Below are 12488 nucleotides of genomic sequence, written 5' to 3'. Positions count from 1 at the left end.
TGCGCTTACAACATGCGGGTCAGTTCGATCATGTCCTTCATTTTGGAGACAAGTTTTTCCGAGGAACCTTCGTAGCCGGTTGAACGGAAGCGGATGATGCCGTTTCTATCGATGATGATCTTTTGCGGCAGTGCTTTTATGCCGTAAGGAGTTGCGACCTGGTAAGAACTGACATCGTTCTTCAAACGTTCGTCCATGAGTACACGAAAAGAAAACTTCCTGTCTTGCAGGTACTTTTTTATTTTAGGTTTGAGATCGACAGCAAAGTTGTCCAGTGTGTGAATGAAAAGGATTACGACATCTTTATCTTTATCGTAAAGATCCAATAGTTGTTGCATCCCCGGGAACGCCATTTTGCAGGGAACGCACCAGTCGGCCCAGAAATCGAGGACAACAATTTTACCCTTCAACTGTTCGAGACCAACTCTTTTCCCCTGCAGATCTTTCAGTTGAAATGATGGAGCTTTTTCATTCAGCATCTCTTTTTTAAGTACCTCTTTTCTATTTGCCGCCGATCTTGCCAGTAATGTGTCAAGCGTCCACTGGAACTTATCATCGTTCCCATGAACGGCCAGCCAGGTATCATGAAACAATTTCTTTAAAGCAGAATCAACCTCAGCATGCTGGATAGATGACTCAAAGAAAGGAAGCGCAATTTGAAATTGCTTATCGCGCGCCAGCGAAGTCGCGTACAATAAATCGATCTCCGGAGATGCGCCTTTTGACAAGGCATGTGCTTTCGAAAGATAAAGTAACGACTCTTTGTCGCGCTGTTGTTTCAGTAATGCTTCACCCAATACAGACAGGTACCCGCCGTACTGCATTGGATTGCTTTTCTCCAAACCGGATGAATCCGCCAGTTCTATACTTCTCCTGCCTAACTTTTCCGCCTCACTGATCTCCTGACCGGCTTCAAGTAATGAGATCGCCGCCAGATGGCAGTTGTACGCAATCGCTGCAGGATTGGTCAGTTTACTCAGATATTCATGGAACTTTTCCAGGTTCAATTCTTTACTATACTGCTTACAAAGTTCCCCATAGACCGATGGCAGGAAATAATTGAACTCCGCACCATTGATCATGTTATAATCCGCGATCAATGCAAGAGCGAGCGTTTCCATTTCTTCTGCAGGCTGTGGGCTGACCACTTCTTTGTACCTCCGGGAAAAGATCACCGGGCTGCTGGGATATGCTTTTTGCAGATCGGCAAGTGTTTTCTGTGCAGCCTCGCCCTGATTGATGGCCTCATATACCCGGAACTTAAAGAGCATATCAAGATCAGTTAATTTTCCCTTGCTATTTACAGAGTCCAGCAATGCATTGGCTTCCCTGACGGCATGAACAGAATCTGCTTTCAGCAGACATTTCAAATACCCCTGGATCACGGAAATGCGGAACTTACCATCCGGATGAAACTCCCTTTCCTTTTCATAAAATGATATTGCTTTTGCATATTCTTTATCAAAGCCAAACAGATTCTTGCCAGACTGGCCAAGATAGAGTTCTGCGGTGAGGTAGTAGGCCCCTTCCACCGTTTTACCATTCCGGTAAAACCTGGTAATGCCATTGGTTTCCCTGTCGGTTTTCTTTTCTGCTGAGAAAGAAAATGCAATGAGTTGCGCCAACGAATCGGTAGGAACAAACGCCTTGTATACACCATTATCCTTTACGAGTGGGACCTTCCTGGAGTTCATCTGAAAATCACTGTAGAGCAATATCCGGCAGGAAGTAAGTGGATCACTCTCCAACGCTCCACCCGTAGGATCATAGCTGATCTCAATCGTATCACCGGGTGATGGCTGCAATGGCAACACCTTTAGGGTTTGAGACACAACCTGGAGAGATAACAACATAAACAGGCAACATATTTGTACGGGCTTTTTGATCGTTCTCCAATTAAAGGCAATAGAAGGTCTTTCGCAAGGTTCTGCAAACCTGCGTTTCTTTGTTAAAAGCATAGTGATTGATATTATGTTAGAAGATGATAGTTCAGGGCAACAGGATCCCTCCAGACCGCCCCGGGCAGCCTGAATGAATGCAGCACATTAACTTGAAAATTGATGAATAATATTATGGCAGCCTTATGGAAAAGCGCTTTTGACTTTGGTTGAATCAAATAAACTTACAGCATTGACAAATTTGTTCGTGCCGTTGTCAGACTGTTTTGCATAACGACTTTCTGGATACACAGAAACAGCCCTCCGAAGATTTTTATAATGGTCAGCTGTTGTATCCGCACTCGCAAGCGCAGCATACTTCCCATAGACCGACACCTTCTTCCCTTTCACCGGTCTGTTCTCCATATTATGGGATTGATCGTCAGGTTCCCGATACTGCTCACTTGAAGATTGATACAGTGAAGCCACGGCCAAGTCCTTTTTCTCCTTTAGCAGGGGATCTTTTACAGCGGTTGTTTGCTTACCTGGCGAAGGCGTTTTTCTTTTCGCATTGGAAGATCTCCTTACTTTTTCCGGAATGGTATCGATATGGCTATCGCCACTTATGCCTTTAACATCAGTGTCCGGATATAAAGGCTCATCCTTGTCCATGTTACCCTGATAGGCAACAGCAGGTAATTGATCAGCCTCCCGTATCGTCAGCAATGCATAACTTTTATCCAGTTTAAATACGGAAAAAAAGATCAGCGGCATCAACACCGGGAAAAGCAGCAGGAGTGATCCCCGCGAAGAGCGTGATGATCTTTCAGCGAGCATCCTGCCCATACGCGCTTCCAGCTGATTTGAAGCAAATGCAGCATGTGTAAGATCTAACGAATGAGCGCGCGCATGCGTGATCAGCATCACCGCGTAAGCATAAGGATCATTTCTTTCAGCAAGCTTTGCATCTACAATGAATTCATGATTGATCTTTGCACTTTTTAGTAAAAGATACGATACTGGATTAAACCAGTTAATAGCCCTGACCAATTCGAACCATAAAACATCCACACTATGTAATTCCTTTACATGGATCATCTCATGTTCCCGGATCAAACGATCATGCACAAAAGATTGATGTGAAAATATCCAGCTGAAAAAAGAAAAGACGGTATGCTGCCGGGGGAGCAACGCTATCGTCATGCCATCTTGTATCACTTTTTCGGCGCGATGATGCAGCAGCACGATCCTGATCACGCCGTAGATCAGGCGGGCAATATTCAGGAGTACTATAAAGCAAAACAATATCAACAACAGATCTGTTCCAGTGAATGACAGTAAAAAATCCGACTGGGTAGTTACCGGAAAAGCACCGGGAACTCCGGAAAGCAGCGGATCCATGATATCCTGCGTCGCCCCGATCAGCTTGCCTGCATCCCTGCCTTTCCAACTGATCAGTGGGATGATAAAACAGAAAAAAGAAACAAATAACAGGTAATAACGATGCTGTTGAAAGAACGTATATCTCTTCAGCAAAAGCGCATAAAAGAGATATGCGACCGACAGATAAATATTTGCTTCCAGCAGGTACCAACAGATCGCCATACTATTTCTTTTTTAGTTTTTTTGCCGCTTCAAGCAAGCGCTGATAGGCTCCTTCATCAAGCCTTTTCTCTTCTACCAGGAAGGATACAAGATTCTCATAGGAACCATCGAAGTATGTGCTGAACACTTTGTCAAATGCAAAGCGGCGATAGTCGTCCTCTTTTACCAACGGGAAATAGGTAAGCACATTGCCGGCAGATCCAGCCTCAACAAAGCCTTTATCCTTCAGCACTTTTAAAACGGTAGCCACTGTTGTATAGGCTGGCTTTGGATCAGGCATCAATGCGGCGATCTCCTTGACAGTTGCTTTCTGCAAATGCCAAACCTGCTTCATCACGGCTTCCTCGGCCTTTGTTAATTCTTTTAAAGACATCTACCATGTTTTTCGTACTATAAAAATAGTACTATAAAGATAGTAGCCAAATAAATTATTGGGCTTCTCCCTGAAAGCGTCTTAATGATTTGATTTTCAAATACAAATAAAAATAGCCTGACTGTCTACCTGTTTAGTTTTAGTTGCGTTGGGCCAGTTCTTTCTAAATGGATCCGGCTTTTGAAGTGACAGGCATCCCGGAGCCCGGTCATCACATTTAGTAGACGTACATTATAAATTCGTTCGCCCTGATGAACTATATTTAGGAATATCATCAGATTAATCACATGAGAAAAACATTACTCGGCGTTCTGCTTCTTATTCTAAATGCTCATTACGCGAACGCTCAAGCTCCCTCAATCAATGATGTTCGGCAGGCTATTGCGGGTGAGATCTATGGCTTCAATATTCAGGGTCAAAAAGTAGAAAGTGTGCAGAACATTCCTGTGTGGACCGGCGCTGATACAATTCCGGTCAGGGTATACAGTCCTTCAAAGAATAACGCTCTTCCCATCGTTTTCCTGATCCATGGGGGAGCACTGGTTGCCGGCGACCTGAATACACATGACAATATCAGTCGCTTGCTGGCCAACAAAACAGGTTCAATCGTTATCGCGTTGGATTACCGCAAGCCGCCCGAAGCTCCTTATCCTGTTGGCCTGAATGATTGTAATACCGTACTTGAATGGATCGTGAAGAATGCAGGCAAATTTGGAGGAGACGCAAAAAAACTGACCATACTAGGCGATAGTGGCGGAGGGCTGCTCGCAGCTGCCCTTGTAATTAAAAATGCCGCAGCGATACCGGTCAGCAATCTCGTACTGATCAATCCGGCGCTCGATCTGCGCAACCCGGGTGGGGGACTGTATGGAATGGTTACCCAACTATACCTGGGGGGCAAGCCGGCAAATGACTCATTGATATCACCGCTGGTTGCAAGCAATTTTTCTGTATTTCCTCCAACGCTGATCGTCACATCAGAGAAAGATGTTTTGAAGCCGCATGGAGATCAATTATATGAAAAACTAACGCAGGCAAAAGTTACGGTGAAGCGGGTTGATCTTGCAGGCAAAGATCACCTCGGAGGATACTGGGCTGCCGGGCATGCAGAAGCGGAAGAAGCCATAAATGAAACAGTACGTTTTATTCTGAAGAAATAACAGTGGTTGTAATCGATAAGTTTAGCTGGCAGTAACGAGGAATGCGGCGGGCGCGGCGAATAAAATATGCACCAGACTGCCAGATGCCTATCATGGTTTCACAGCTTTCACCAGGATATTATCTACCGTCATCAACGCTTTGTACGCTCTAAGTCCAATGCTTCCGGAACCGTAATGCCTGTCCGTTGCAGTCAGTACGGTTTCTTTCGAATCATCCATAAATACCTCAAACCTGTCATCAACGGCAACCAGCTTTACCTTGAACGTTTTATTCAGTGCCAGCGGATACTTCACCGAGGAAATCATGATCCATTGTTTGTTGCTGACCTTGCCTAACTGTATCGTTCCGGTTTCGGCATTGAATCCAAGATAATATCCCTTGTATAAGTCGGCCCCAACCGCCGCATCAGTAACCCTGAACAATAATCCGGCGTCTCCCCCACCCGCATTTATACTGATGTCTGCTGTATATTCAAAATCAGAGAACTTTGTACCCGTCTGGATGATTTTCGAACCAGGTCCTGATCCGCCATCTTCATTTGCCACCACGTGTAATTTCTCCTCTTTGCAATACCATCCGCCTCCATACATTATCCAGCCAGTACTCGTGTTGTCATCAAAACTTTGCTGATAGTATCGCGTTTCAAAAGCTGGTGTACCGATGGTTGGAAAGATACTGAGCCGTAGACTTTCCGCGCCAAAAGGAACCAGCGTAATTTCTTCTGTTTGTTCGGTTGAAGTCACCGGGCTGAATGGAACTTCCATAGCCGCCGTATTATTATAATCGATCGTCCATGCCGGAATTCTTTTCCCCTGCACTTTCAACGTAACAGGTGTTGTTTCCTGGACAAATGGATTTACAGGCATGGCAGCTTTTTCCACTTTAATATCACCTGTGTTACCCGGAGAAAGCAACAGCCCATAATTCCAGGGGGAGCCGGGTGTGATCTCCGTCTCGAAAAAGCCCTTTAGGGCGAACTCACGACCGATCTTCACATCTTCTTTTATCTTCAAGGCATAAACGAGTGAGCCCCGTTCTATACTTACACCATTATTCACCTGCGGTTGAATGCTCACATTCATCGGAAAATTCAACACAACCACATCTTTGTCATTCCACTTCCTGTTGATCTTCACGATCTCTCCGCTCTTAATATCGCGCAGTGCCTTACCGTTGATAGCGATCACCGGATCATTGCACCAGCCAGGCACGCGCAGATACACTGGGAATGATGCCGGGCGGGATAAGGAAAAATGTAGCCGGATCTGCTCTCCAAAGGGATAGTTGGTCTCTTCATCAATTTTCAGCTTAACATTCTTTGCCACGATAGCTGAAACTTCCATGGGTGCATAAATAGTTGCGGCCAGACCTCCATCCGGTGTAGCACTCCAGCTATTCTTAACCAAATATGGCCATCCCATATGCATATTATAACGGCAACAGGGAAACCCGGAGTACGCACCTGGCACAATACCATTGCCATAATCCTGGTTAAACCCATGTGGCCCGGGTAAACTTTGTACCTGGTTTGGCAGCGTATAATAAGAGTGATTTTTAAAGTCTCGGTTGAATTGTGCGGGTAAAGCATTGAAGGCGATCTTCTCCAACTGATCGCCTAGCTCCGCATCATGCAAAATACGATAGGCCGTTTCAAGGCTTTGCATCCATTCCACCACCGTACATGTCTCAACCCCCTGAACAGAACTCCGTCCTGCCGCCATTTCCGTACCCGAAGCCAGTCCCTGCGGCTGACCATGATCGCGCAAGAGATAAGCAATACCCTTCTTCATCGCATCCCTGTAATAAGAGGAAGAATCCAGTTGTGAATAAATGGCCGGAAATTTCAGCGCCTGACCAACACTTACCATATGGCGCGTGTGAAAATCACTTCCGTTATAAAAGAATTGATTCTTTTGATGGATATCCGCCCAGGGGTACGCTTGTGTTTTTAGTTTCTCCGCAAGCTTCAGCAAAAATTTCTCTCCCGTTTGATTATATAGCCACAATACCATTTCCATATTATCAGCGGCACGGGATCGGCCCCAGTCACGCAATGGATCCTGATCGAGGGCTGCAAATTCGTATTTGAAATATTTTGACAGGAAGGGGATCACGCGCTTATCAGCGGTTGCTTCATAATAACTCTGCAATGCGTACATAAAAGGCATACGCGGCCACCAGTCTTTCATTTTTACGGGACCAAACAATCCATTCTCCTGCTGATGATCCAGTGTGTGGTCGATCCACTTCTGCGCCCTGCTTTTCAGTGTGGAGTCATCCAGTGTATAAGCAAGAGCTATCAGGCCCTTCAGGTAGTAGGGGGCTTTCTCCCATGATGTGCCGTCGCCTCCAAGCCAGTCCGCATCTTTGCCTAGATCATTTTTCCCGGGATATAATTCTTCTGCATGGCCGGTAGCGCCATCACGTTGAAGTTCGAGTTGATGCAGCAGCCAGCCTTTTGCTTTGATCGAGCCGAGCGGCAATTGAATATGTGCACCGGGTTGAAGGGGCGCTCTGTTAAAATGGATATTCGTTTGAGAGTTACCGGCAACAGAAATAATACCGGCAATAAAGATCGATCCAATCCTTTTTATAGCAAACATCATAGGAGGGAATTCGTTTTACTGAAGGTATGAATTCAGACCGACTTATTGCCAGGATCATGATCTAAGAAGAACGCCCTGATCAGTATCGCAAAGGGTGCAAAGAACCTGTATCAGGGGAGTATACCCAGGCCCCGCACCACGTTGATCAGTGATTGCGTATTCCGCACATTGAACTTCTGCAGCATATTCTTCCGGTGCGTATCGATCGTGTAACTACTGAGAAATAAAGTCGCTGCGATCTCCTGGCTGGTCATGCCCTTCATCAATAATTCGAGGATGTCTTTCTCCCGTCTTGTTAAGGAAGGAACTTCTTTTGAAGGAATATCATGCACCTGTAATTGCTGAATGATCTTTTCATTAGCCGCCTTGCTGAGATAAGTGCCGCCATCCATGACCACATTGATCGCCTCGATCAGCTCGGGTGCTTCCATATTCTTCAGCAGGTATCCATTACCACCTTTACGGATAAGCTGAGTAATAATGCCTGCCTCATTAAGAGAGGTAAGCCCAAGGATCTTAACCGTTTTGTTTTTGCCACGGATCAGGTCACAGATGTGCAACCCGTCCATATCCGGAAGATTAATATCAAGCAGGATAACATCCACCCCAGGCTGTTCTTCCAGAAATTCCAGCGCCTCTTTTCCAGACCGGGCAGCACCGGCAATATTAAGCCAGGACTCGTGCTGTACCATCATCTTCACTCCGTCAATAACAAGCGGATGATCATCCACGATTAAGATCTGTATCATGCAAACAAATTAGCTAATTGATTTGAAAAACTCCGCACAATTCCTTCCTGAAATTATCCGGCAACCAGCGGGATCTCGATCGTCACCGTAGTACCGATGCCTGCCTGAGAGTCGATCGAAACATGGCCATGTAAATAGCTTACCCGGCTTTTGATCGTTTCCATCCCCATGCTCCTGCGGCCGGATACCTGTTCTGTATCAAACCCTTTACCGTTGTCTTCTACAACAAGGCTCAAGCGTTCACTGTCCTGGTTTATCTGTACCAATGCCTCCGTTGCACCTGAATGCTTGACAATATTATTGCAAAGCTCCTGTACAATACGGAATAACATGATCTCTGTTGACCCTTCAAGCCGTTGCGCCATTCCATATCCCTCAAACTTCACCTGCAGATCTTTCCCCGCACTTACATTATTGCAAAGGTCTTTCAATGCCTGCGCCAATCCCATTTTCATCAGGACTTCGGGCATCATGTTGTGCGCAACCTTGCGCAGCTCTTCCGCTGCGTTGTTGATCAGTTCGCCGGTTTTTGTATACAGAGGATTCTCTTTTACCGAAGGCGTTTCATGGTGAAGCGAACTGTAATACATTCTTACAGTCGATAACAAACCGCCTACGCCGTCATGCAGATCGCGGGCAACGCGTGTACGTTCTGTTTCCTGTCCGTTCACCATAGACTGAAGCGAACTGATCTGCTTTTCCTTTTCCATTATTTTCAACCGTTCTTCCAGAAGTGCTGACCGTTCCTTTTCGAGTTTCTGCTTGTTACGGAAGTTTCGTCTCGCGAGATAGAACATGATCAGCAATGCAAGGATCAATCCCGCAGCAGCAAGGATGGTCATATTGCGACGGTTGATCTGGTAGTTCTTGTCTGTTTCTACCTGTTGCAATCGCAGGATCTCATTCTCTTTCTTATTCGTTTCATATTGCACTTCGAGATTGGAGGTGTAGTTCCTGATCTCACTGTTCAGGATACTGTCATTCATCAGCGAATGATCAAGCAGGTGTGTATATGCTTTATGATAGTCGCGCGTGGAATCATACAACGAGCTCAACGATAAGGAAAGGTTTTTGATCGCCACCCTGTTGTTATGCTTTTTAGCAAGTTCCATTCCTTTTGTCAGGTGTTCCCGTGCCTTACCGAAATCTCCTGTTAAATAATAACATTTTCCTATTGAATTATGGTGATTCGCCACCTGGAATGGATCTCCGATCTTCTCCGCTTTATCCAGCGCTGTTTGAAAATAGTTACGCGCGTTTGCATAGTTTTCTCTTGCGAAATAATAGCCGCCTACTGCACTGTATATCTCAGCGGCCAGTCCGGGCTGACTGGTCGTGTTGGCAAAATCAAGTGCGCGTTTGATATAAGAAAAAGCCTCATCATACTTACGGAGATAAGCCAGGTCAGTAATAAGGCCCTGCAAAGCAAAACCGATACCGATCGTGTCTTTCCTTAGCTCTACTAACGCCAATACTTTTTTACCCTGTGCAACCGCCTTTTCATAATTCTTCGTTACACCTAACACAGCTACCAGGTTTTGATAGGCCAACAATGAAGACGAAGTGTCTTTTGCCTGGTCAAATAGCTCCGCTGATTTGGAGAAATTGGAACTGGCTGCCCAGTAATTCCCCTGCTTGAAATTCATGGAACCCCAGGCATTCTGCACTTTGGCAAGATCCCTGACGATGTTCTTCTTTTCAAATCCTCTTTCGGCAATTCTTATGAACGAATCGGCCAATGGATATTTTCCTTCATCTACATAAGAGATGCCGAGAAGGTAAGCGCTGCGTGCGGCGCCATAATCAAACTTTACCTTTTGAGCAAGCGTGTAAGCCTGCTGAAGGAAGACGATCGATTTGGGAAGATCAGTGTTGGCGTACGCATTGCCGATATCGATGAGAAGATTGACTTTGGAGCTGTCTTCTTTTTTGTCTTTCAACTGGGACTCCAACTGATCGGGGTCAGACTGAGCGTGAGCAGGTGTGGAGTACAGGGCGAGTGCGAATAAGACGAAGCGTATAAATCGAGCCATAGTATTTATGATTGCAACTGGATCAAATTTGATTGGCGTATAAGTAACGCGGCGGACGCGGCGAACCGCAGCGGACGCAACGTTTACCTAATAAAAGACTGATTTCTTTGCGATCGTCGCGGTTCGCCGCGTCCGCCGCGTTACTTATACGCCAATCAGACTTAGGAAAGTCATTGCTTATGCCCACAATATAGAGAACAATTCTCCAACCCTCCTACCCATTTTTAGGTATTTCATCCCCCACTAATTCACGAATCACTGGTATTGATCCGCCCCTGCTCCGCCGGTAGTTTTGACCCATCAAATCAATCAACATGCAATACCTCCGCCAGATTTCTTCCGCCCTCCTACTGCTGATCTCAGGCAGCATCGCTGCACAGGAAGAACAAAAGACAGATCGTGTTACCCCTAAGGAATTCTCCATTCCCGCCACGCCCATATTCGATCTGATGGGTGTAACCACCGCACAGGTGAACCGCACTTCAGATATCAAGGACTTCAAGGTGGATTGGTCATTCAAATCCTGGAAACTTAACCCGAACCTCGCCATACAGGCCCAACCTGTGTGGGAACTCCTTTACAACCGCAAGAACCTCGAGAAATACCAGGAAGCGTCTCCTTTCATGCGCAGGCTTGCTTCCGTGGACCTGTCTGTCGGTTCTGTGCAGGATGAAAATACCGACCGCCGGATCGGTTTCGCATTAAAGATGAACCTCCTGAAATCAAAGGATCCTCTGATGGCAAGAGAACTCTATGCCGGCATCAGTGATCAATACAACGCAGAAAAGAAAGAACTGGAGGAAACATTGAAATTACTGGAACATCAACTGGACACCACCACCAACGTTCTCTCAAAACCAGACCTCCGCAGCCAGATCCTTTCGACACAAGAACAGCTGAACTCGATCAATTCAAGACGCAATGCCGAGATCAACTCCCGTGCAAAGGTTTTTATCAATGAGAACTGGAACGCGTCTTCGCTTGATTTCGCCATCGGCAAAGTGAATTCCTATATACAGGACAGTGCAGGAACATTGAAAAGCCTCCGCAAGAACCGCAGTACCGCATTCGGCGCCTGGCTGAACGGAAGCGTCGGCCTGGGGAAATACTGGCTCCTGTCCGGTTTGCTTCGCAGCAGCTGGTATGAAGAAGAACTGAATTTCCTGATGACGGATAATGACACGGGAGAAGAAGTTTCGCAGAAAGCCTTTGCAAAAAATAAACTGTTCACCATGGGTTTCAACCTCCGCTACGGAAGCCCGGTATACACCTTCTTCTTTGAATTTCTGTACGAAAAGAAAAGTTTCAAATCTGCCGCTGCAGCACTCAAGGAAACATTTACGCCGGCTTCCAACTTCGAGATCATCGAACCAAGTGTTGCCTGGGATGTGGTTCATCCAAACAGTGTAAGTATTGGGGGCGACTGGCGGATCAGCCGCAGCGTAGTCATCAACTATGGCATGCGCTGCGTATTCGATAAGAACTGGAAATTCCAAACATTCACCCCCATCGCCACCATCGCGTGTATGATGAGATAAAATAAATACCATGCTACCCATCCTATTGCTCTTTCTGAATTCTATTTCGCTTCATGATCCGCCATCACAGGATAAACAATTGCAACCAAACGAAGCTGTTGTGGTAAAAGTCAAAGCAAACGAAGCCCATAACCGGACAAGCGTTCAACTGCAAAAAGGACAGCTATACGAGATCACTGCCACGGGACAATGGAAAGACGGCACCTGTGCCGCAACGGATGCGGCAGGATTCAAAGCCAGTGATTGCAATAGTCCGCAAGCAGGTGTTGACCTTGGGCTATCCAGCATGGAAGCACTAAAGCGGGATAAGAGTTCAAACTGGCTTTGCCTGACAGGCAGCATTTATAATCAGACCTCGAACAGTTTTGAAAACATCTTGCCCGACCAGCAATTCAGCATCGGCAGGTCGGCGAAGATCAAGCCCGCTGTCAATGGTAAACTGGTTCTTTTCGCCAATGATATTGTATCAGGGTATGGTAATAACACAGGCCAGTTAACAGTCACGATCAAACGCATTCAATAATCAAAAACTAATCATTAAACCAG

The 12488-nt window shown here is 46.0% G+C and carries 9 protein-coding genes; 3 read left to right on the top strand and 6 right to left on the bottom strand.

The annotated features are described in order from the left end of the window. Positions 1–5 precede the first annotated feature (5 nt). From LZZ85_RS06285 to LZZ85_RS06275, 3 genes are all read right to left on the bottom strand, one after another. Positions 6–1853: a redoxin domain-containing protein gene (locus LZZ85_RS06285; RefSeq protein WP_237869769.1), complete on the bottom strand. Its 1848-nt coding sequence runs from the start codon at positions 1851–1853 to the stop codon at positions 6–8. A gap of 228 nt (positions 1854–2081) precedes the next feature. Beyond that, complete coding sequence (locus LZZ85_RS06280) at positions 2082–3482, bottom strand: M48 family metalloprotease (protein ID WP_237869767.1); 1401 nt, start codon at positions 3480–3482, stop codon at positions 2082–2084. 1 nt (position 3483) lies between these two features. Next, positions 3484–3855: a BlaI/MecI/CopY family transcriptional regulator gene (locus LZZ85_RS06275; RefSeq protein ID WP_237869765.1), complete on the bottom strand. Its 372-nt coding sequence runs from the start codon at positions 3853–3855 to the stop codon at positions 3484–3486. Between the two features lie 287 nt (positions 3856–4142). On the opposite strand from LZZ85_RS06275, the gene LZZ85_RS06270 reads away from it, so the two are divergent. After that, positions 4143–5015, top strand: a complete 873-nt coding sequence (locus tag LZZ85_RS06270) for an alpha/beta hydrolase (protein WP_237869763.1) — start codon at positions 4143–4145, stop codon at positions 5013–5015. Between the two features lie 90 nt (positions 5016–5105). Here LZZ85_RS06270 and LZZ85_RS06265 read toward each other — a convergent pair whose 3' ends face one another. The 3 genes from LZZ85_RS06265 to LZZ85_RS06255 form a co-directional block, all read right to left on the bottom strand. Next, positions 5106–7622, bottom strand: a complete 2517-nt coding sequence (locus LZZ85_RS06265) for a beta-L-arabinofuranosidase domain-containing protein (protein ID WP_237869761.1) — start codon at positions 7620–7622, stop codon at positions 5106–5108. A gap of 110 nt (positions 7623–7732) precedes the next feature. Then, positions 7733–8371, bottom strand: coding sequence for a response regulator (locus tag LZZ85_RS06260; protein WP_237869759.1), 639 nt, complete (start codon positions 8369–8371; stop codon positions 7733–7735). Positions 8372–8424: 53 nt separating this feature from the next. Further along, positions 8425–10404, bottom strand: a complete 1980-nt coding sequence (locus LZZ85_RS06255; RefSeq protein WP_237869757.1) for an ATP-binding protein — start codon at positions 10402–10404, stop codon at positions 8425–8427. A 314-nt stretch (positions 10405–10718) separates the two neighbouring features. Between LZZ85_RS06255 and LZZ85_RS06250 the strand changes: the two genes are divergently transcribed. Together LZZ85_RS06250 and LZZ85_RS06245 are read left to right on the top strand one after the other, a co-directional pair. Then, a complete protein-coding gene (locus LZZ85_RS06250; protein ID WP_237869755.1) occupies positions 10719–11942 on the top strand; it encodes a hypothetical protein in 1224 nt (407 codons plus the stop codon). A gap of 10 nt (positions 11943–11952) precedes the next feature. Further along, the gene (locus LZZ85_RS06245; protein ID WP_237869752.1) at positions 11953–12465 is read left to right on the top strand and encodes a hypothetical protein; all 513 of its coding nucleotides are present in this window, start codon (positions 11953–11955) and stop codon (positions 12463–12465) included. Positions 12466–12488: the final 23 nt, after the last annotated feature.

This window comes from Terrimonas ginsenosidimutans (genome assembly GCF_022012415.1).
Lineage (GTDB): Bacteria > Bacteroidota > Bacteroidia > Chitinophagales > Chitinophagaceae > Terrimonas_A > Terrimonas_A ginsenosidimutans.
Note: the sequence above shows the minus strand (reverse complement) of the source record. Positions and strands in the feature narration are given on the sequence as shown.

Excerpts from the sequence above, each read along its gene's own strand:
- LZZ85_RS06245 (WP_237869752.1), top strand. The coding sequence starts at position 11,953 with ATGCTACCCATCCTATTGCTCTTTCTGAATTCTATTTCGCTTCATGAT.
- LZZ85_RS06270 (WP_237869763.1), top strand. The coding sequence starts at position 4,143 with ATGAGAAAAACATTACTCGGCGTTCTGCTTCTTATTCTAAATGCTCAT.
- LZZ85_RS06260 (WP_237869759.1), bottom strand. The coding sequence starts at position 8,371 with ATGATACAGATCTTAATCGTGGATGATCATCCGCTTGTTATTGACGGA.
- LZZ85_RS06265 (WP_237869761.1), bottom strand. The coding sequence starts at position 7,622 with ATGATGTTTGCTATAAAAAGGATTGGATCGATCTTTATTGCCGGTATT.
- LZZ85_RS06280 (WP_237869767.1), bottom strand. The coding sequence starts at position 3,482 with ATGGCGATCTGTTGGTACCTGCTGGAAGCAAATATTTATCTGTCGGTC.
- LZZ85_RS06285 (WP_237869769.1), bottom strand. The coding sequence starts at position 1,853 with ATGTTGTTATCTCTCCAGGTTGTGTCTCAAACCCTAAAGGTGTTGCCA.
- LZZ85_RS06255 (WP_237869757.1), bottom strand. The coding sequence starts at position 10,404 with ATGGCTCGATTTATACGCTTCGTCTTATTCGCACTCGCCCTGTACTCC.
- LZZ85_RS06275 (WP_237869765.1), bottom strand. The coding sequence starts at position 3,855 with ATGTCTTTAAAAGAATTAACAAAGGCCGAGGAAGCCGTGATGAAGCAG.
- LZZ85_RS06250 (WP_237869755.1), top strand. The coding sequence starts at position 10,719 with ATGCAATACCTCCGCCAGATTTCTTCCGCCCTCCTACTGCTGATCTCA.